Annotated in this window: 19 protein-coding genes; 7 read left to right on the top strand and 12 right to left on the bottom strand. The window is 70.7% G+C overall.

Features of this window, described 5'->3' with window-relative positions; all coding sequences use genetic code 11:
- Positions 1-61: 61 nt before the first annotated feature.
- Genes JOM49_RS12225 through clpS form a run of 3 tightly spaced genes read right to left on the bottom strand, consistent with a single transcriptional unit; the run spans position 62 to position 1,907 of the window.
- Positions 62-1,063: a P1 family peptidase gene (locus tag JOM49_RS12225; protein WP_308158726.1), complete on the bottom strand. Its 1,002-nt coding sequence runs from the start codon at positions 1,061-1,063 to the stop codon at positions 62-64.
- Positions 1,060-1,617 carry a DUF2017 domain-containing protein gene (locus JOM49_RS12220; protein ID WP_209664412.1) on the bottom strand — a complete coding sequence of 186 codons (558 nt, stop codon included), beginning with the start codon at positions 1,615-1,617 and terminating at the stop codon, positions 1,060-1,062. The genes JOM49_RS12225 and JOM49_RS12220 overlap by 4 nt, the downstream gene beginning before the upstream one ends.
- Positions 1,614-1,907 carry an ATP-dependent Clp protease adapter ClpS gene (gene clpS / locus JOM49_RS12215; protein WP_209664411.1) on the bottom strand — a complete coding sequence of 98 codons (294 nt, stop codon included), beginning with the start codon at positions 1,905-1,907 and terminating at the stop codon, positions 1,614-1,616. The genes JOM49_RS12220 and clpS overlap by 4 nt, the downstream gene beginning before the upstream one ends.
- A 64-nt stretch (positions 1,908-1,971) precedes the next feature.
- Between clpS and JOM49_RS12210 the strand changes: the two genes are divergently transcribed.
- Entirely contained in the window at positions 1,972-3,276 is a 1,305-nt protein-coding gene (locus tag JOM49_RS12210) for a nicotinate phosphoribosyltransferase (protein ID WP_209664410.1), read from the top strand.
- Between the two features lie 13 nt (positions 3,277-3,289).
- Positions 3,290-3,862 carry an isochorismatase family protein gene (locus JOM49_RS12205; protein ID WP_209664409.1) on the top strand — a complete coding sequence of 191 codons (573 nt, stop codon included), beginning with the start codon at positions 3,290-3,292 and terminating at the stop codon, positions 3,860-3,862.
- Between the two features lie 75 nt (positions 3,863-3,937).
- On the opposite strand, the gene JOM49_RS12200 is transcribed toward JOM49_RS12205, so the two are convergent.
- Entirely contained in the window at positions 3,938-4,573 is a 636-nt protein-coding gene (locus tag JOM49_RS12200; protein WP_209664408.1) for a hypothetical protein, read from the bottom strand.
- 213 nt (positions 4,574-4,786) lie between these two features.
- Here JOM49_RS12200 and JOM49_RS12195 point away from each other — a divergent pair, with 213 nt between their 5' ends.
- From JOM49_RS12195 to JOM49_RS12185, 3 genes are read left to right on the top strand one after another with little or no spacing between them, the layout of a single operon-like run.
- A complete protein-coding gene (locus JOM49_RS12195; protein ID WP_209664407.1) occupies positions 4,787-5,377 on the top strand; it encodes a biotin transporter BioY in 591 nt (196 codons plus the stop codon).
- Positions 5,378-5,404: 27 nt separating this feature from the next.
- Positions 5,405-7,483: an ATP-dependent DNA helicase gene (locus tag JOM49_RS12190; RefSeq protein WP_209664406.1), complete on the top strand. Its 2,079-nt coding sequence runs from the start codon at positions 5,405-5,407 to the stop codon at positions 7,481-7,483.
- Positions 7,484-7,539: 56 nt separating this feature from the next.
- The gene (locus JOM49_RS12185) at positions 7,540-7,887 is read left to right on the top strand and encodes a hypothetical protein (protein WP_209664405.1); all 348 of its coding nucleotides are present in this window, start codon (positions 7,540-7,542) and stop codon (positions 7,885-7,887) included.
- On the opposite strand, the gene JOM49_RS12180 is transcribed toward JOM49_RS12185, so the two are convergent.
- Positions 7,851-8,279 carry a DUF4267 domain-containing protein gene (locus JOM49_RS12180; protein WP_209664404.1) on the bottom strand — a complete coding sequence of 143 codons (429 nt, stop codon included), beginning with the start codon at positions 8,277-8,279 and terminating at the stop codon, positions 7,851-7,853. The two genes, JOM49_RS12185 and JOM49_RS12180, sit on opposite strands and share 37 nt — an antisense overlap.
- Positions 8,280-8,370: 91 nt before the next feature.
- Between JOM49_RS12180 and JOM49_RS12175 the strand changes: the two genes are divergently transcribed.
- Entirely contained in the window at positions 8,371-8,916 is a 546-nt protein-coding gene (locus tag JOM49_RS12175) for a TetR/AcrR family transcriptional regulator (RefSeq protein WP_209664403.1), read from the top strand.
- Here the strand turns inward: JOM49_RS12175 and JOM49_RS12170 are convergent.
- The 7 genes from JOM49_RS12170 to lysX form a co-directional block, all read right to left on the bottom strand.
- Entirely contained in the window at positions 8,891-9,295 is a 405-nt protein-coding gene (locus tag JOM49_RS12170; protein WP_209664402.1) for an OsmC family protein, read from the bottom strand. The genes JOM49_RS12175 and JOM49_RS12170 overlap by 26 nt on opposite strands.
- Positions 9,296-9,306: 11 nt before the next feature.
- The gene (locus JOM49_RS12165) at positions 9,307-10,113 is read right to left on the bottom strand and encodes a peptidyl-tRNA hydrolase (RefSeq protein ID WP_209664401.1); all 807 of its coding nucleotides are present in this window, start codon (positions 10,111-10,113) and stop codon (positions 9,307-9,309) included.
- On the bottom strand, positions 10,110-11,339 hold the full coding sequence (gene serB, locus JOM49_RS12160; RefSeq protein WP_209664400.1) for a phosphoserine phosphatase SerB: 1,230 nt from the start codon (positions 11,337-11,339) through the stop codon (positions 10,110-10,112). Before serB ends, JOM49_RS12165 begins: the two co-directional genes overlap by 4 nt.
- A gap of 70 nt (positions 11,340-11,409) precedes the next feature.
- Complete coding sequence (gene ctaD / locus JOM49_RS12155; RefSeq protein WP_209664399.1) at positions 11,410-13,191, bottom strand: aa3-type cytochrome oxidase subunit I; 1,782 nt, start codon at positions 13,189-13,191, stop codon at positions 11,410-11,412.
- A gap of 294 nt (positions 13,192-13,485) precedes the next feature.
- The gene (locus JOM49_RS12150; RefSeq protein WP_282769322.1) at positions 13,486-14,037 is read right to left on the bottom strand and encodes a DinB family protein; all 552 of its coding nucleotides are present in this window, start codon (positions 14,035-14,037) and stop codon (positions 13,486-13,488) included.
- 54 nt (positions 14,038-14,091) lie between these two features.
- A complete protein-coding gene (locus JOM49_RS12145; protein ID WP_209664397.1) occupies positions 14,092-14,721 on the bottom strand; it encodes a DUF998 domain-containing protein in 630 nt (209 codons plus the stop codon).
- A gap of 31 nt (positions 14,722-14,752) precedes the next feature.
- Entirely contained in the window at positions 14,753-18,055 is a 3,303-nt protein-coding gene (gene lysX / locus JOM49_RS12140) for a bifunctional lysylphosphatidylglycerol synthetase/lysine--tRNA ligase LysX (RefSeq protein WP_308158725.1), read from the bottom strand.
- Positions 18,056-18,306: 251 nt separating this feature from the next.
- Between lysX and panB the strand changes: the two genes are divergently transcribed.
- A complete protein-coding gene (gene panB / locus JOM49_RS12135; protein ID WP_209664395.1) occupies positions 18,307-19,182 on the top strand; it encodes a 3-methyl-2-oxobutanoate hydroxymethyltransferase in 876 nt (291 codons plus the stop codon).
- Positions 19,183-19,522 lie beyond the last annotated feature (340 nt).

Raw genomic sequence — 19,522 nt, 5'->3', positions numbered from 1 at the left:
CATCCTATGTGCTGGACAGCAGTGGTCCACCCAGTGAGACAGAGCCCTCGGACGCTTGACGTCAGCCGCCGAAGGCCTCCGGCCAGACCTCGCGGTAGGCCTTCAGGCCACCGGCGCTCGTGGCGGCGAGCAGGCCGCGCACCATCGCCCTGGCGAACACCCGGGCGGCGGCGGAACACAACTGGTCGAGCGCGCCCGCGCGCGAGGCGTCGGCGAACGGGCCGCTCACCACGGGCAGCGGCCGCGCGCCGGTCGCCAGCGCGAAGACGGTGTCGCCGTCGAACATCGTGTGGGCGGGCCGCACGGCGCGGGCGAGGCCGTCCTGCGCGGCGACAGCCAGCCGTCGCGCTTCGGCCTTCGACAGCGCCGCGTCCACCGCGACCACGCCGATCGTGGTGTTCAGGTCGGTCGGTGCCGGGGTGACCTCGCCGGGCCGGTCCGGCCAGCGCACGCCGAACTCGCCGTCGACCTCGTGGTCCGCGGCGAACGCCCGGCCGGTCCGCAGGTCCACGGCCTCGCCGGAGGCGTTCACCGCCGCCAGCGCGCCGACCACGAACTCGCCGACCCGCTCCGAAGCCGAGCCGATGCCGCCCTTGAGCGAGCCGACCGCCGCCCCGGCGCCCGCGCCGACCGTGCCCAGCGCGAATTCACCCGAAGCGGCTGCCTCGCAGGCCGCGTACCCGAAAGAGGCGTCCGGCCGGTTGCCCCACTCGCCGCGCGGCAGGTCGAACAGCACCGCGGCGGGCACGATCGGCACCACCTCGTGCGGCTGCTGCCCCACCGGGAACCCCATCGACCGCTCGCCCAGCCAGCGCATCACGCCGTCCGCCGCGGCCAGGCCGTACGCGCTCCCGCCGGACAGGCAGACCGCGTTCACCCGCTGCACCAGGTTCTCCGGCTCCAGCAGGTTCGTCTCGCGGGTCCCCGGCGCGCCACCGCGCTGGTCGACCGCGCCGACCGCGCCCTCGGGCACCAGCACCACCGTGGTGCCGCTGGCCCAGCCGCCGCCCACGCGCTCGTGGTGGCCCACCAGCACGCCCGGCACGTCGGTGAAGAGGTTCACTCGGTCAGCGCCTGCACCAGGCTTTCCTGCACCCAGGTCAGCCAGTGGTAGACGCCGAGGTGCGGCGCGCGCGGGTCCTCCGGCGGCAGCTCGTCGGGCATTTCCTCGGTCACGTCGAGCGCGGTGCCCAGTGCCAGGCGCACATCGTTCAGCGCGGACAGCCAGGCGTCGGCCTGCTCGAAGCTCAGCCGCACCTCACCGCCGTCCGGCGACAGCGTCTGGAGCACCACCGCGGCGACCCCGACCTTCGCGTCCAGCAGCTCCGGCTCGTGCAACGAGCGCAGCGCGGCGGCGGAGTCCAGGTCCTCCTTGGCCGGGTTGTCCGGGTCGAGGCGGTGGAAGTCGGGCAGCAGCCGCGAGAGCACCGGGTCGTTCGGGGCCTCGCTCGGGCCGGTGCGGATGCCGGTCAGCTCGGCCAGCTCGTCCTGCGGGGCCTCTTCCGACCGGGCGCGCAGCATGTCGTCGACCTGGCTGACCAGGCCACGCAGCACCGCGGCCTCCTGCTGCTCGAAGCCGGCCTGCAGGCGCGCGCCCTTGCGGCGCCACGGCTTCACGACGGGTGCTCCATGGTCGCCCAGAGCCCGGCCGCGTGCAGTTTCGCCACGTCGCCCTCGACCTTCTCCTTGCCACCGGAGGAGACGATGGCCTTGCCCTTGTGGTGCACGTCGAGCATCAGCTTGGTGGCGTGGTCACGGCTGTACCCGAAGAGCTTCTGGAACACGTAGGTCACGTACGACATGAGGTTCACCGGGTCGTTCCAGACGATGGTTTGCCACGGCTTGTCCTCAGCCCCCAGGTCGGCCGCGGACGGCTCCACCATCGGTTCGGCGGCAGGCGTACTCATGGCCTCCATGGTGTCACGTCGCCCACATCCCGTGGTCCGGCAGGTCAGCCCATAGGGTTGGACCATGGCCACTGAGCGAACCGGCAACGGCGGCAGCACCGCCCTGCTCACCGACCACTACGAGCTGACCATGCTGGGCAGCGCGCTGGCCGACGGCACCGCCGACCGGCCGTGCGTGTTCGAGGTGTTCGCCAGGCGGCTGCCCGCCGGGCGGCGCTACGGCGTGGTCGCGGGCACCGGACGGGTGATCGACGCGATCGGCAGCTTCCGCTTCACCGACGCCGAGCTGAGCCAGCTCGAGTCGACCGCGGTGGTGGACGACGCGACGCTGTCCTGGCTGGCCGACTACGAGTTCGCCGGGGACATCGAGGGCTACGCCGAGGGTGAGCTGTACTTCCCCGGCTCGCCGATCCTCACCGTCCGGGGCAGCTTCGCCGAGGCCGTGGTGCTGGAGACGCTGGTGCTGTCCATCCTGAACCACGACAGCGCGATCGCCTCCGCGGCGGCGCGCATGTCCAGCGCCGCGCACGGCAGGCCGATCATCGAGATGGGCGGGCGCCGCACGCACGAGTACGCCGCGGTCGCCGCCGCCAGGGCCGCCTACCTGGCCGGGTTCGCCACCACCTCGAACCTGGAGGCGGGCCGCCGCTACGGCATCCCCACCCGCGGCACCGTCGCGCACGCGTTCATGCTGCTGCACGACGACGAGGAACAGGCGTTCCGCGCGCAGGTGGACAAGCTCGGCGCGGACACCACCCTTCTGGTGGACACCTACGACATCACCGCGGGCATCGAGACCGCGGTCCGCGTGGCCGGAGCGGAGCTCGGCGCCATCCGGATCGACTCCGGCGACGTCGGCGTGCTGGCCCGCAAGGCCCGCGAACAGCTCGACGCCCTCGGCGCCAAGGACACCCGGATCGTGGTCTCCGGCGACCTGGACGAGCACGCCATCGCGGGCCTGCGGGCCGAGCCGGTGGACGCGTACGGCGTGGGCACCTCGGTGGTCACCGGCTCCGGCGCGCCGACCGCGGGCATGGTCTACAAGCTGGTCGAGGTGGACGGCCGCCCGGTGGCCAAGCGCAGCACGCACAAGGAGTCGCGCGGCGGCCGCAAGGGCGCGTTCCGGCGGCACAAGCCGACCGGGACCGCGCTGGAGGAGGTCGTCTACCCGGCGGGCGGGCCCGCGCCGGAACTCGGCCCCGACGACCGCGAACTGCAGATCCCCCTGGTGCGGGCTGGACAGCCCGCCGACGGCCTGCCCACCCTGGACGACGCGCGGCAACGCCTGCGCAAGGGCTTGGTGAGCCTGCCGTGGGAGGGCCTCAAGCTGTCGCACGGCGAGCCCGCCGTGCCCACGGTTTTCCGCTGAAAGGGGCTGGCTGATGGCGAAGGCGCTGATCGTCGTGGACGTGCAGAACGACTTCTGCGAGGGCGGGGCACTGGGGGTGGCGGGCGGCGCCGACCTGGCCGCGCGGATCTCCGGCTTCCTGCGGGAGAACGCCTACGACCAGGTCGTGGCCACCAGGGACTACCACATCGATCCCGGCGCGCACTTCAGCGACGAACCGGACTTCGTGCGGTCGTGGCCGCGGCACTGCGAGGCGGGCACGCCGGGTGCCGCCTTCCATCCCGCGCTCGACGTGGCACCGATCTCGGCGGTCTTCTCGAAGGGGCAGTACAGCGACGGCTACTCCGGCTTCGAGGGCAGCACCGAAAGCGGGGAGAACCTGGCGGACTGGCTGCGCACGCGCGAGGTGGACACCGTCGACGTGGTGGGCATCGCCACCGACCACTGCGTCCGGGCGACCGCGCTGGACGCCGCCGAGGCCGGATTCACCGTGCGGGTGCTGCTCGACCTGACGGCGGGCGTCTCGAGGGCCACTGTGGACAGCGCACTGGCGGACCTGCGTGCCGCCGGGGCCGACCTCACCGGCACCCCGGTGGTCAGCGGCTGACCAATGCTATGAGTGGGGCATTACTTGCATTGAACGCAAGTAATGCCCCACTCCTAGCATTCGGGCCGAGGCCGGTCAGGAGCCGTAGGGGTCGCAGTCGGCGGTGCCGACGATGATCTCGCCTTCGGCCGGGCCGCCCTCGGGGAACAGCTCGATGCGCATGGCGTGCGTGGTCAGGCTGCCGTCGGCCACCTCGGGCACGACCATCTCGTTGAGCACCACCTTGGCCACCGTCGTGCCGTCGTTCCCCGGCACCAGCACGGTGTGGTTGGCCGGGATGGACGACGGCACCTCGATCCCGGAGACCTCGCTCAGCTCGACCACGCCGCTGGCCCCGTTGGCGCTGGTGTCGCAGCGGGCGCTGTAGTTGCGCACCTTGATCGTCGGCCCGCCGTACTCGCGGAGCACGCCGGTCTCGAACCGCTGCCCGCGCACCATGGAGGTGGCGAACCCGGTGTCGGCCGCGCGCGAGCACTGCGACTCGCTCTTGCCGTACTTCGTCGTGCCCGCGGTCTGCCCCGGCGAATTCCCGGTGTCCTGCTGGCCCAGCCGGCACTCGCCGATCCGGTTGGTCTGCACGGTCTGCTCGCCCCGCACGTCGACCGAACCGGCGTTCGCCGACGCGGTGGCCACCGGTGCCTGGGCCTGCGCCGCCGCCGGAGCCACCACCAGCCCGCCGCAGGCGCACGCCGCCACCGCGATCTTCCTCATCCTCGACACCGTGTCACTCCCTCCAGCCGAAAACGTGAAACCCTCTCTCCGTCGCCATCGGCCGGCGAGATCAACAGCCGAACCCCGCCGGGGCCCGCACCACCCGGACGAGTGGCCCGAGTGAGCTAGCCGACTTCGGGGGAAATTGCCGGTGGAACGGCGTTAGCCTGCCGGGAAGCTCTGTGCACAACGTTCTCGCAAGTGGAGGCCGCCTTGTCGACGCTGACCCTCGCCGCCCGCCGTCCGGTGCTGGCGGATCTCATCCCCGGTGCGCTGGTTCGCGACATCACCCTGGTCGCCGCCGGTGCCGGGCTCACCGGCCTGGCCGCGCAGCTGGTCATCCCGGTGCCGGGCAGCCCGGTGCCGATGACCGGCCAGACCTTCGCCGCCCTGCTCGTCGGCGCGGCGCTGGGCTGGCAGCGCGGCGGTGCCGCGATGCTGCTGTACCTGCTCGCGGGCGCGGCGGGCGTGCCGTGGTTCAACGGCGGCACCTCCGGCATGTTCGGCGCCAGCGCGGGCTACATCGCGGGCTTCGTGCTCGCCGGTGCGCTGGTGGGCGCGCTCGCGGGCCGCGGTGGTGACCGCACGCCGGTGCGCACCGCGGGCACCATGGTGCTGGGCAACCTGGCGATCTACGCGGTCGGCGTGCCGTGGCTGATGGCCGCCGCCTCGATGGACCTGGCCACCGCCTTCGACAAGGGCGTGCTGCCGTTCCTGCTCGGCGACGCGCTGAAGATCGTCGTGGCCGCCGGGCTGCTGCCGGTGTCCTGGGCGCTGGTGAACCGCTTCCGCCGCCAGAACTGACGGTGGCCCCCGGTACCGTTGCTCCTCGTGCCGAAGTCCGCTGAACTCACCACCGCACGCAAGGGCAGCCTCCCGGGGGTGCTGGAACTGCTCACGCACGCCGTGGAGTCGGTGGGCGGGGCCGAGCGCGCCGGTCAGGTCGAGATGGCCGACGCGGTCGGCCGCGCCATCCGCACCGGTGAGCACCTCGCCGTGCAGGCGGGCACCGGGACCGGCAAATCGCTGGCCTACCTGGTGCCCGCGATCCGGCACGCGGTGGAGAAGGGCACCACGGTGGTCGTCTCGACCGCGACCATCGCCCTGCAGCGCCAGCTCGTCGACCGCGACCTGCCCCGGCTGGCGAAGGCGCTGAAGAAGCCGCTCGGCCGCGAACCGACCTTCGCCATCCTCAAGGGGCGGCGCAACTACCTCTGCCTGCACCGGCTCGACACCGGCGCTCCCGAGGAGCCGGAGGACCAGGGCCTGTTCGACCCGTTCGCGGCGTCGCGCACGGGCAAGGAGGTCAAGCGGCTGCACGAGTGGTCGTCGGACACCGAGACCGGCGACCGCGACGAGCTGGTGCCCGGCGTGTCCGACCAGGCGTGGCGGCAGCTCTCGGTGTCGGCGCGCGAGTGCCTGGGCGTGTCCCGCTGCCCGATCGGCACGGACTGCTTCGCCGAACGCGCGCGGGCCGAGGCCGGGCGCGCGGACGTGGTGGTCACCAACCACGCGCTGCTCGCCATCGACGCGCTGCAGGGCTACCAGGTGCTGCCCGAGCACGACCTGGTGATCATCGACGAGGCCCACGAACTGGTCGACCGGGTCACCTCGGTGGCCACCGCCGAGCTGACCAGCCCGATGGTCTCCACCGCCGGGCGCCGCTGCGGCAAGCTGATCGACGCCGACCTCGCCGACCGGTTGATGGAGGCCAGCGACGGGCTGGCGCTGGTGCTCGACGACCTCCCTGCGGGACGGCTGGACTCGCTGCCGCAGCCGCTCACCGGCGCGCTGCCGATGATCCGCGACGCCGCGCACACCTGCCTGTCCGCGCTCGGTTCCGACCGCAAGGACGACGGCGCCGACGACGCGACCGCCCGCAAACTGGCGCGCACCCTGCTCGAAGAGGTGCACGACACCGCGGTCCGGCTGCTGGAGGCCTTCGACGAGGACCAGGCGCACCGGCCGGACGTGGTCTGGCTCAGCGGCGACCCGTACTCGTCGAACCCGCGCCCGCCCGCGCTGCACGTGGCCCCGCTGAGCGTGGCCGGGCTGCTGCGCGAACGGGTTTTCGGCCAGACCACCACCGTGCTCACCTCGGCCACGCTCGCGCTCGGCGGCACCTTCGACACGCTGGCCCGGCAGTGGGGCCTGCCGCCGTCGCAGGCCGCCGAGCGGAAGTCCGACCCCGGCACGGCCACCGAGAAGGCGGCGCCGTCGGACAAGGAGACCATCCGCTGGACCGGCCTGGACGTCGGATCGCCGTTCGACCACCGCAAGAACGGCATCCTCTACATGGCCAAGCACCTGCCGACGCCCGGCCGGGACGGGCTCGCCGAGCGCACGCTGGACGAGATCGCCGAACTGATCGACGCCGCCGGCGGGCGCACGCTCGGCCTGTTCTCGTCGATGCGCGCGGCGAAGCAGGCCACCGAGGAGCTGCGGGACCGGGTCAAGCACCCGATCCTGTGCCAGGGCGACGATTCCACCTCGCTGCTGGTGCGCAAGTTCAGCGAGGACACGCGCACCTGCCTGTTCGGCACGCTGTCGCTGTGGCAGGGCGTGGACGTGCCAGGCCCGTCGCTGCAGCTGGTGCTGGTGGACCGGCTGCCGTTCCCGCGCCCGGACGACCCGGTGTCCTCGGCCCGCCAGCGCGCGGTGGAAGCCCGCGGTGGCAACGGTTTCCTCACCGTGGCCGCCACGCACGCGGCGCTGCTGCTCGCGCAGGGCGTCGGGCGGCTGCACCGGTCGACCAGCGACCGCGGCGTGGTGGCGATCCTGGACTCGCGGCTGGCGAACGCCCGGTACGGCAGCTTCCTGCGGGCCTCGCTGCCGCCGTTCTGGCCGACCACCGACCCGGAAGTGGCCAGGGCCGCGCTGCGCAGGCTCGACGCCGCCGCCCCCGCCTGAGCCCGGGTTCTTCGCGGCAGTACCGTAAACGGAACGCAAAGACGAGGGAGCCGTAGTTGTCCCAGGACTCAACCCACGCGCAGTCCCGCTCGGTCGGCGTCGACGACACCGGAGTCCGCCGCCTGCTCGCCGACGGCACCGAGGAGTCCGTCACCTGGGCCGAGTTGTCCGCCGTGGTGATCAGGGTGATTCCCGAGGGGCCTTGGAAAGAGGACGTGTTCATCATGCTGGCCGGTGCCGACGGCAAGGGCACGGCCATCCCCAGCGGCGACCCGGCGGCCGACGCGCTGATCGAACGCCTGCAGGCGCTGCCGGGGTTCGACAACGAGAAGTTCGTCGAGGCCATGACCACGGACGCCGACGAGGCCTACGTCGTCTGGAAGGCCGGCGAAGCCGAGTCCTGAGCAGTGGCGGCCTTCGGGGTTCGCGCCGACAGCAGCAGGGCAACGGCAACCAGCATTCCGGCCGCGGTGCTGAAGTGCCAGCCGAAGGCGGCGGCGACAGACCCGTGGCTCAGCACGATCAGCCCATCGGTGAACGGCACGACCGTCACGGCGAGCATCACCCAGCCCAGCGCCCGTCGCTGCCCCAACGCGAACAGGGTCAGCACGACGAGGCCGGAAGCGATGTCCCGGATGCCCTTGGCCGACAGGAAAGCTTCGTACTCCCCGGCAGCCGAGACCGGCACGCCGTAGCCCGCCGCGGAGACTTCCGGCGCCAGCAAGAAGCGCGCGCCGATGAAGATGATGCCGATGCCGACCAGCAGCACGATGCCGTTGGCGATCTTGGTGTCCATGAAGTCCTCCGTCGAAATCTAGCATTGCTAGTATTTCTAGCGACGCTAGCACGAGCAGCGCTAGATTCGCTAGCGATGCTAGATTCGGGGCATGTCCGATCGCCGGGCGCGGGAGCGCGCCGAACGCCATCAGCTGATCATCCGCACCGCCCGCGAGATCGCGGAGCGGGAAGGGTGGGACGCGGTCACCACCCGCACGCTCGCGCAGCGGATCGGCTACAGCCAGCCCGTGCTCTACAGCCACTTCGCGAACAAGGAAGCCATCGTCACCGCGGTGGCGCTCCAGGGCTTCGAGGAGCTGTTCGAAGCCACGCGAGCCGCCTTCTCGGTCGACTCACTGATCCGCGCCTACACGCACTTCGCCCTCGGCAACCCCGTGCTCTACGAAGCGATGTTCACCCTCAACACGGAGCTGAAGTTCGGCCCAGAAGCACCCGAACTGCTCAAAAACACCTTCGCCACGCTCCAGAAGGTGTTCGCCCCGCTCGCCGGCGACCAGGACCCGGAGACGTTCACCGAGGTCGCGTGGAGCGCGATGCACGGACTCGTCACCCTCACCCGCGACAGCAGGCTGCGCGACGGGCTCGGCGAGGAACGCGTCGCGCTGCTGGTCACCCTGCTGGGAAGCGCTCCGTGACCGGGATGCCCTTCTTCAGCGTCCGGCTCACCGTGCACAGCCGCTCGATCGCGCGGTCCACCGCCACCGCCAGCGCCGCCCGCCGATCATCGTCCAAAGAGGACAGGTCCACGTCGAAGGACACGTGGATGGCGTCCAGTTCCGAAGCGGCGTCGTTCCGGTCGGCGGTCACCTCGACGCGGAACTTCGCGTCCTCGCCGGTCCGCCGCACCACCAGGTCCTCCGCGGTCACCGCGGCGCATCCGGCGGCCGCGAGCTGCAGCAGTTCCGCCGGGGAGAACACGTCCGCCTGACCCTTGCGGCCGATCCGGACCTCGGCACCCCGCTCGTTGCGCCCGGCGAACACGTGCTCCCCGATCCGCTCCACTTCGAGACCCATGGACCCCTCCTCTACCGCCACTGGGCAAGCACCGTGACCGTACCCGGGTCCACCTCGGTGAACCCGGCGTCCCGCACAGCGATCACCGAACGCTCCGACCACGCCTGGGCCGGGTTGGCGCCGGGATGCAGCTCAGCCCATTCCAGCGGCTCGGGAACCCGCACCGCGCAACGGAAACCACGCTCCGCCCAGGCCGAGAGCCGGTGCTCGTCCAGCAGGGCGGCCAGCAGCATGGTGCCGTGCCCGACCTGTGCCGCCGCCTTGCCGACGGTCATCGGCACGCGCGGGTTGAGCATGAGCACGGGCGTCGAAGCGGGCGCCGGCCCCGGCTCGTCCGGCGGCAGCTCGCTCCCGGAGATCTGCAACCGCGAGACCTCCTTGGGCACGTCGACCACCCGCCCCGGCACCAGAGCGCGGGCCTCGGCACCATCGATCGAAATGGTCACGCCCGGCAACTCCTGCACGGCCTGCCAGTGCGTCCCCCTGGCGCGGCGGGCGACCTTGCGGATGTGCCCGGAAACCCAGTCCCGCACGGGTTCGTGCCACTCCCCACCCGGCTTCGTGCGCTCGTCCAGGCACACCGCCAAAGCCGCGGCGGCCGCGGCTTCCAGCAAGGGCGTGCGGGCGGGTGGCGGAGGGCGGCTGTCACGCGCAGCGTGTCCTTTGAGGGTGGCGGTGGGTGACGGTGCGGGCTTCTCCATGCGCAGGATGACGGGCATCGCGCGGACCTCGTCCGGTGACGCCTCCGGCAGAGCGGTTTCCTCCGCGGGCAGGCCCAGCCACGACGCGTACCGCGCGGCCAGCGGTTCGAGGATCATGGCCGTTCCGGCTCCAGGCCGTCGGCGGCGTCGGCGGCTTCCACCTCGGCACGCGTGATGCCCAACATGAACAGCACCGCGTCGAGGAACGGGTGCGAAAGCGCGGTGTCCGCCACCTCGCGCAGCGCGGGCTTGGCGTTGAACGCCACACCCATGCCCGCCGCGGAGAGCATGTCGATGTCGTTGGCGCCGTCGCCGACCGCCACGCACTGGGTCAGCGGGATGCCGTAGTCGACGGCGAACCGCCGCAGCGCGACCGCCTTGCCCGGCCGGTCGATCACCTCGCCGATCACCTTGCCGGTCAGCTTGCCGTCGACGATCTCCAGCTCGTTCGCCGCGGCGAAGTCCAGCCCCAGGTCGTCGACCAGCTTCTGGATGATCGTGGTGAACCCGCCGGACACCACCCCGCAGCGGTAGCCCAGCCGCTTGAGCGTGCGGACCGTGGTGCGGGCACCCGGGGTCAGCTGCAGTGACGCCGCCACCTCGTCGAGCACGGTCGCGGGCAGGCCTTCGAGCAGCGCGACCCGCCGCTCCAGCGACTCGGTGAAGTTCAGCTCGCCGCGCATCGCGGCCTCGGTGATCTCGCGGACCTGCGGCTCCACCCCGGCGAACGCGCCGAGCATTTCGATGACCTCGCCCTGGATGAGCGTGGAGTCCACGTCGAACACGATGAGCCGCTTGGCCCGCCTCGCCAGCCCGGCCCGCTCGACGGCCACATCGAGACCGCCACGCGAAGCCACGTCGGCGAGCGCGGTGCGCAGCGCCTCGTCGGAGGCCTCGGTGTCCTCGGCGACCGAGACGTAGACCTCGAGCCCGGTCACCGGGTAGTCGGCGATGCTGCGGATCGAATCGATGTTCACGTTCAGCGCCGCGAGCCGCCGCGCCACCTCGGTGAACGCCCGCGCGGTGAACGGCAGGCCGAGCACCACCAGCACGTGGCTGGAGCCGTGGCGGGCCGGCGCGAACGGGTCCTCGCCGATCGCCGAGCCGATGCTCACCTCGACCTGCATGGACACCGAGTGCATGGCCTGCTCGACCAGCTCCTGCAGCCCCTCGGGATCGCTCTCCACGGCCACCAGCACCCCGAGCACCAGCTGCCCGCGGATGACCACCTGCTCGACGTCGAGCAGGTCCACCCCGTGCCGGGTCAGCGCGGCGAACAGCACCGAGGAGACACCCGGCTTGTCGGGGCCGGTGGTGGTGATCAGGACCGGGGTCTTCGTCACTGCGCCCATCCCTCGCTCAGAAACGAAGCGCGCACCCCGGCGGACCGGGATGCGCGCTTCGGAACTTCGATCACTGCTCGCCCGAGTTGTCCTTGGAGTGGTTGCCCGGGATCGCGGCTTCGGTGAGCACCTGCGACGGTGCCTTCGACTCGCCGTGCAGCTTCGGCTTGCCGGTGAAGGTGATCTCACCTTCCTTGTGGATCCGCTCGACCATGTGCGGGTAGTGCAGCTCGAACGCCGGGCGCTCCGACCGGATGCGCGGCAGCTCGGTGAAGTTGTGCCGCGGCGGCGGGCACGAGGTGGCCCACTCGAGCGAGTTGCCGTAGCCCCACGGGTCGTCGACCGTGACGATCTCGCCGTACCGGTAGCTCTTGAAGACGTTCCACAGGAACGGCAGCGTCGAGGCACCGAGGATGTAGGCGCCGATCGTGGAGATCGTGTTCAGCGTGGTGAACCCGTCGCTGACCAGGTAGTCGGCGTACCGGCGCGGCATGCCCTCGTTGCCCAGCCAGTGCTGGACCAGGAAGGTGCCGTGGAAGCCGATGAACGTGGTCCAGAAGTGCAGCTTGCCCAGCGGCTCGTCGAGCATCCGGCCGGTGATCTTCGGGAACCAGAAGTAGATCCCGGCGAAGGTGGCGAACACGATCGTGCCGTAGAGCACGTAGTGGAAGTGCGCCACCACGAAGTAGCTGTCCGAGACGTGGAAGTCGATCGCCGGGGCGGCCAGCAGGATGCCGGACAGCCCGCCGAAGAGGAAGGTCACGATGAAGCCGACGCTGAAGATCATCGGCGTCTCGAAGCTCAGCTGCCCCTTCCACATCGTGCCGATCCAGTTGAAGAACTTGACCCCGGTCGGGACGGCGATCAGGAAGGTCATGAAGGAGAAGAACGGCAGCAGCACCGAACCGGTCGCGTACATGTGGTGCGCCCACACCGCGATCGACAGCGCGGCGATGCCCAGCGTCGCCCAGACCAGGCCCTTGTAGCCGAAGATCGGCTTGCGGCTGAAGACCGGGAAGATCTCCGAGACGATGCCGAAGAACGGCAGCGCGACGATGTAGACCTCCGGGTGCCCGAAGAACCAGAACAGGTGCTGCCAGAGGATCACCCCGCCGTTGGCCGGGTCGAACACGTGCGCGCCGAGGTGCCGGTCCGCCAGCAGGCCCATCAGGGCCGCGGTCAGGATCGGGAAGGCGAGCAGGATCAGGATGCTGGTGACCAGGATGTTCCAGGTGAAGATGGGCATCCGGTACATCGTCATGCCGGGGGCGCGCAGGCAGACCACCGTGGTGATCATGTTGACCGCACCGAGGATCGTGCCGAGACCGGAGACCACCAGGCCGGAGATCCACAGGTCGGCGCCGACGCCGGGCGAGTGGATCGCGTCCGAGAGCGGGGTGTAGGCGAACCAGCCGAAGTCGGCGGCGCCACCCGGGGTGAGGAACCCGGACATCACGATCAGGCCGCCGAAGAGGTACAGCCAGTAGGAGAACGCGTTCAGCCGCGGGAACGCCACGTCGGGCGAGCCGATCTGCAGCGGCAGGATGAAGTTCGCGAACCCGAACAGGATCGGCGTCGCGTAGAGCAGCAGCATCACCGTGCCGTGCATGGTGAACAGCTGGTTGTACTGCTCCTGGGAGAGGAACTGCTGCCCCGGCCGGGCCAGCTCGCTCCGGATCAGCATCGCCATCGCGCCGCCGACCATGAAGAAGGCGAACGAGGTGACCAGGTACATGATGCCGATTTGCTTGTGGTCCGTCGTGCGGAACAACCGCAGCAGGTACGAACCCTTCACCGACTCGCGCGCCGGGTACGGGCGCGTGGCGATCGGCTTGGGGGCTACGGCCGTCACTCCTGCCTCCTGCACTGCTCTGTGATGCACTGCGCATGCAACTGTGGTGGTCCCGGCAGCGGGCATGCCGCTGGCCGAGTGGCTACGGGGATCGTAGCCCGCGCCCGCAACGGGGGCGCGCACCGGCTGGCAAGATCGCGGGTTCGCGCCTTCGCACCCACGCTGACCCGCGTGAATTCGCCCCTCCCGGACCAGCGACATCGCTGACGACCACCGGTTTTGCTCGATTCAGGGCGCAGTGTGGGGTCGCTCACGCCAACACGCGTGAAAAGCGGCTACTTCTTCCGTAGGCGCTCAGGCCCTGGTCCAGGGCTGCAACCAGGGCGACGCGGGCCACTGCTCGGCGGCGGCCAGCAACGGCATCGCGGTCGCGCCGTCGAGGTGCTCGCGGACGATGTCGGCGTGCCCGGCGTGGCGCGCGCTCTCCTCGATCAGGTGCAGCAGCACCCAGCGCACCGACCAGGCTTCGAGCTCGTCGGGGTACCAGGGCACGTTCTTCGGCACCGGCACCGGTTCACCCAGGTCGGCTACCCCGCCGATGACCCGTTCGGTCCGCCGCGCCACCTCGGCGTACATCTCGAGCACGCCCGCCAGCGTCTCGTCGGCACGCAGGGTGAACGCGTCGGCGTAGTCCTCCATGGCCGGCTGCGGCGGGTCGTCGAACTCGATCAGGTCGATCCAGCTCCGCTCCGTGGTCGCCACGTGCTTGACCAGCCCGCCGACGGTCAGCGCGCTGCGGCTCGGCGCCTGCCGCGCCTCCTCGTCGGTGAGCCCGTGCGCGGCGATCTTCAGCACGCGCCGCTGCTGCTCCAGGAAGGCGAGCAGGCCTTCACGTTCGTCGGCCACCGGTCCGGTGTTGGCATCTCTCACGACAGTCCCCCGGTTGTTTCGGCTGCCGCATCATGCCACCCGGCGAAGCTTTTCAGCACGGGGCAAATACGCCGCGCCCACCACCAGCAGCACGGCCATCGCGGTCGACTGCACCCTGGTGGCCAGCCCGGCCAGCGGCTCGACGAAGTGCACGCCCACCTCACTGGCCGCGACCAGCAGGAAGACCACCACGGCCACCGACCGCCACCGCGGCGGCCACCAGACCATCAGGCTGCCCGCGCCGATCAGGTAGATGGCGGTCAGCACCTCGGTGAGCACCAGGTGCGCCTGGTGCGAAGACGAGGTCCCCTCGCACAGCGCGTTCACCGACATCGCGCAGTCCAGCGGCAGCAGGGCGTGCGCGATCAGCGTCACGCCGAACACGCCGACCGCGACCACGGACAGCCGCGACAGCCAGTGGATCGGCGCGAGCCGGTTCAGCGGCGGCACCGCGACGATGAACATGATCCCGGCGGCGATTTCCGCGATCCGGAACAGATCGCGGTACGGCCGGTCCCGCGCGGTCGCCTCGTCCACCGGTGACCGCAGCACGGACAGCCCGGTCGGCACCACCAGCTCCCACAGCCACGCCGAGTAGGCGACGACGGCCAGCACGAGCAGCGCCACCGCCATCCGGCGCACCGGCCGCAGTCCCCTCACGCGCACAGGGTGACACGGCAGTCGGGAAGAATCAGCCCCTGGATCGGACGAACGGGAAAACCACCGTCTGGCGGATCGAGGCGCCGGTGAGCAACATCAACAGGCGATCGACCCCCATGCCGAGCCCGCCCGTCGGCGGCATGCCGTGTTCCAGGGCGAGCAGGAAGTCCTCGTCCAGCTCCATCGCCTCGATGTCCCCGCTGGCCGCGCGCAGCGACTGGGCCTCCAGCCGCCGCCGCTGCTCGATCGGGTCGGTCAGCTCGCTGTAGGCCGTGCCGATCTCGGCACCGAACGCGATCAGGTCCCAGCGCTCGGCCAGCCGCGGGTCCAGCCGGTGACGCCGGGTCAGCGGGGAGACGTCGGTCGGGTAGTCGGTGTAGAAGACCGGGCTCAGCGTGCGCGGCTCGACCAGGTGCTCGTGTGCCTTGAGCACCAGGTCGCCGTGGCCCAGTTCGTCGGCGCCGTCGAGCGGGACCCCGGCCTGGCGGCACAGGCGGCGCAGCTCGGAGACCGAGGTGCCCGCATCGATCCGCTCACCCAGGGCGTCGGAAACGGCGTCGTGCACGGTGATCACCGGCCAGTCACCGGAGATGTCGACCTCGCCGGCGTCCGGCCGTCGCACGACCTGGCTGCCGTACGCGGCCTCGGCGGCGCACTGGACCAGTTCGCGCGTCAGCCGCCGCATGGTGCCGTAGTCGGCGTAGGCCTGGTACGCCTCGAGCATGGTGAACTCGGGGTTGTGCGTGGCGTCCACGCCCTCGTTGCGGAAGTTGCGGTTCAGCTCGAACACCCGCTCCACACCGGCCACGCACAGGCGCTTGAGGTACAGCTCCGGCGCGATCCGCAGGTACATCCGCATGTCGTAGGCGTTGATGTGGGTGACGAACGGCCGGGCGTTGGCGCCGCCGTGCACGGTCTGCAGCATCGGCGTCTCGACCTCGAGGAAATCGCGCTGGTGCAGGCGTTCCCGCAGCGCGCGCACCACCGTGCCACGCAGTCGCAGCATGGCCGCGGAGTCCGGGTTGACCGCCAGGTCGAGGTACCGCTTGCGGACGCGGGTCTCCGGATCGGACAGTCCCTTGCGGCGGTCGGGCAGCGGGTGCAGGCACTTCGCGGTGACCGTCCACTCCGAAACGAGGACGGAGAGTTCGCCGCGACGGGAGGTGATCACCTCGCCGGTCACGCCGACGTGGTCACCGAGGTCCACCCCGGACCGCCAGTCGTCCAGCGGCAGCACGTCGGCGGCGAGCATGAGCTGCAGTTCGCCGCTGAAGTCCTTGATCCGGGCGAAGCAGAGGCCGCCGAGGTTGCGCAGGGCGATCACACGCCCGGCCACGCTCACCCGTTCGCCGGTGTGCTGATCGGCCGCCAGCCTGCCGAAGCGGGCGACCACGTCACCGAGCACCGAATCGCGGTCGAAACCGACCGGGTACGGGTCCATGCCCGCCGCGCGCAGCCGGTCGAGCTTGGCGATCCGCACCCGCACCTGCTCCGGGCGCCGCACCGGTTTCACCGCCACCGCCGCGCTTTCCTCGATCCGCCGCACCTGGCCGACGAAGTCCTCGGTGACGGTCTCCAGCCGCAGCGCGCGATTCGCGCCGAGACTGGGGACGAAACCTTCCAGCGCACCGGCTACGAGACTCACCTTCGGCAGCCGCCGAGTGGAGGCGTAACAAAGGAAGCGCGGTTCCCATTCGGGTCCGTACTTGGCGTTCGCGCGGTACAGCGATTCGAGTTGGAAGAATCGGGAGAACACGCTGAGCACACCACGCCAGGCCCGCAACACCGGCCCGGCGCCGATCCGCTCACCACCGGCGAAGACCGCGCGGAACATCGCGAAGTTGAGCGAGATCCGTTGTGCGCCAAGCCTTGAGCAGGCGGCGACCAGTTCGGCGAGCAGGAACTCGTTGAGGCCGTTGCCCGCATCACGGTCTCGGCGCATGAGGTCCAGCGAAAGGCCGCGGCGCCCCCATGGCACAAAGGAAAGCAGGCCGCGGAGTTCACCGTGGGCGTCGAAAGCTTCGACCATCACGCAACGGCCGTCGGATGGGTCGCCGAGCCGTCCCAGCGCCATCGAGAAACCGCGTTCGCTCTCCCCGCCACGCCATTGTTGGGCTTTCTTGAGCAGGGACTGCATTTCCTCGTCCGAAATCTCGGAATGCCGCCGAACGCGACTGGAGAACCCGGCGCGTTCGATTCGGCTCACGGCCTGACGGACCGTTCGTCGATCGGGCCCGCTCAGGCTGAACTCGCGTACGTCGAGGATTGCTTCGTCGCCGATTTCCAGCGCTTTCAACCCGGCCGCGGTGTAGACCTCCGCACCACGGCGGCTCGCGCCGAGCACGCCGGGAACCCAGCCGTAGCGCCGTGCTTCGGCCAGCCACTCCCGCACCGCCGCGGGCCACGCCTCGGGGTCACCGACCGGATCCGCGCTCGCGATGCTGGTGCCGCCGAGCACGCGGTAGGTGATCGCGGCACGCCCGGAAGGCGCGAAAACCACGCTTTTGTCCCGGCGTGTGGCGAAATAGCCGAGCGAATCCGGCTCACCGTGTTCGGCGAGCAGTTCCCGCAGTCGCAATTCCTCTTCGTCGGTGCGCAGGTGCTGCGTGCGCACGCCTCGGAAGAACACGAACAACGCGGCGACCGTGGCAAAGGTGCCACCGAGGTCGAGCAGCACGTCCAGCCAGTCCGGCCCGTGACCGACGCCGAACCGGCCCAGCCGCAGGAGCTCACCGGTGGAGTGGTTGGCCGCCCAGACAAACCGCTCCCAACTGCTCGCGAGCGTGCCGGGGAAGATCTCGGCGAGGATCCAGCCGCCGACGGTCACCGTGGCCATCCCCGCGAACAGCACCACCAGCCCGTGCCGGAACGCGCCGGGCGCCAGCCGGGCCGGGAACGCCGGGCGCAGCGCGAGCAACAGCCCGATGAGCACGGCGGCGACGATCTCCAGCCCGCCGATCACGGACACGATCGCCGGGATCTGCACGGCGTCGCCGGGTTCGAGTTCGAGCAGGCCCGGCGCCCACAGCAGCACCAACTGCCCGGCGACCATGATCGACAGCCCGCCGACCTGGAACAACACCAGCGCGTAGAGCGCGGCCCGCTTGCGGCGGCGCAGCGCGGCACCGAGCACCACCAGCACCAGCGCGATCACCAGGTTCGCGTCGGCGGGGATGCTGAGCAGCCAGAACACGCCCGTGAGCACGTGGCGCAGCCAGCGGCCGCCATCGCCGAGCAGCAGGAAGAGCAGCGACGAGAAGGCGCCGAGCTGCACCACGGTGGCGACGAGCCCGGCGGCCCTCGCCTTCCACCTGGGCACGGGTGGCTTGGTCACGGTCGGTTTCCCCGTCGTCCTGGCCGGCATCTGGAGTTTTCTACTCAACCCGCGCCACCCCTCATCCGACATCGTCCGCGAGTCTGATCGCCGGTGGCGATCCTTCCTTCGTTCGGGGGACCCGCCGGTAGCGGGGGCGACGGTACCGGTGTGAAGCTGGTCGCAGCCTGCTTGGGGCCGCCCCCGCGTGGTGTCACGCTGGTCGTTCCACCCGCTCACCCGGTCAACGAGGGAAGGGACGGTCGACGACGATGTCTGCCCCCGGTACTGAAGGCGAACTGACCGCACCGTACGGCTCCGGACCCTCGGCTGGCCCAGCCGGCACGCCCCGCAGGAAGGTGCGCGTGCACCACCTGCGCGAGCTGAAGGAGCGCGGCGAAGCCTGGCCGATGCTCACCGCTTACGACATGTACACCGCGGAACTGTTCGACGAGGCCGGGATCCCGGTGCTGCTGGTCGGCGACTCCGCGGCGAACAACGTGTTCGGTTACGACACCACGGTCCCGGTGACGGTGGACGAACTGCTGCCGCTGGTGCGCGCGGTGACCAGGGCGGTGAAGTACGCGCTCGTGGTCGCCGACCTGCCGTTCGGGTCGTACCAGCTGTCGCCGGAGCAGGCGCTGGCGACGGCCGTCCGGTTCATGAAGGAGGGCCGGGCGCACGCCGTGAAGCTGGAGGGCGGGCGGAAATTCGCGCCCCACGTGGAGGCGCTGACGTCGGCGGGTGTGCCGGTGATGGGGCACATCGGGTTCACCCCGCAGAGTGAACACAACCTGGGCGGTTACCGCGTGCAGGGTCGGGGGACGGCCGGGGAGGAACTGGTCGCCGACGCGCTGGCGCTGCAGGAGGCGGGCGCGTTCTCGGTGGTGATGGAGATGGTGCCGGCGGAGGTGGCCAAGCAGGTCACGCACTCGCTGCAGATCCCCACCGTCGGCATCGGCGCGGGCCCGGACTGCGATGCCCAGGTACTGGTGTGGCAGGACATGGCCGGCCTGCGCCGGGGCAAGGCCCCCCGCTTCGTGAAGCGCTACGCCAACCTCGCCGGCGCCCTCAGCGACGCCGCCACCGCCTTCGCCGCCGACGTCCGCCGAGGCGAATTCCCCGCCGCCGACCACTCCTTCCACTAACCCTCCCCCAACCCCACACCCACGCACCCGAACCCCACGTTCAGGAAGCCGAACTCCGCACTCAGGAAGCCGACTTCAACGTTCGTGCACGCGAACCCCACACCCGGCAGGCCCGCCCCAATGTGGACTTCGGCTTCATGGGCGCGGAGTTCGAGTGCCCGAACGTGGAGTTCGGGCGCTCGAACGTGGGGTTGGGCCTTCAGTGTGGAGTTCAGGTGCCTGAACGTGAGGTTGGGCTTCCTGGACGTGGGGTTCGGGTGCCTGAGTGTGGGGTTCGGCCGCCTGGGTGGGTGGTTGAGCCATGTTCGGGTATGTGAATGTTCGTCACATGCTTGACTGT

Origin of the sequence: Amycolatopsis magusensis, from assembly GCF_017875555.1 — a bacterium.
GTDB classification, from domain to species: Bacteria; Actinomycetota; Actinomycetes; order Mycobacteriales; family Pseudonocardiaceae; genus Amycolatopsis; species Amycolatopsis magusensis.
This window is presented reverse-complemented; position numbering and strand designations above follow the sequence as displayed.

Coding starts and splice junctions, on each gene's coding strand:
- JOM49_RS12180 (WP_209664404.1), bottom strand. CDS start 8,279: ATGGACACCAAGATCGCCAACGGCATCGTGCTGCTGGTCGGCATCGGC.
- JOM49_RS12175 (WP_209664403.1), top strand. CDS start 8,371: ATGTCCGATCGCCGGGCGCGGGAGCGCGCCGAACGCCATCAGCTGATC.
- JOM49_RS12170 (WP_209664402.1), bottom strand. CDS start 9,295: ATGGGTCTCGAAGTGGAGCGGATCGGGGAGCACGTGTTCGCCGGGCGC.
- JOM49_RS12165 (WP_209664401.1), bottom strand. CDS start 10,113: ATGATCCTCGAACCGCTGGCCGCGCGGTACGCGTCGTGGCTGGGCCTG.
- JOM49_RS12205 (WP_209664409.1), top strand. CDS start 3,290: ATGGCGAAGGCGCTGATCGTCGTGGACGTGCAGAACGACTTCTGCGAG.
- clpS (WP_209664411.1), bottom strand. CDS start 1,907: ATGAGTACGCCTGCCGCCGAACCGATGGTGGAGCCGTCCGCGGCCGAC.
- JOM49_RS12210 (WP_209664410.1), top strand. CDS start 1,972: ATGGCCACTGAGCGAACCGGCAACGGCGGCAGCACCGCCCTGCTCACC.
- panB (WP_209664395.1), top strand. CDS start 18,307: ATGTCTGCCCCCGGTACTGAAGGCGAACTGACCGCACCGTACGGCTCC.
- JOM49_RS12200 (WP_209664408.1), bottom strand. CDS start 4,573: ATGAGGAAGATCGCGGTGGCGGCGTGCGCCTGCGGCGGGCTGGTGGTG.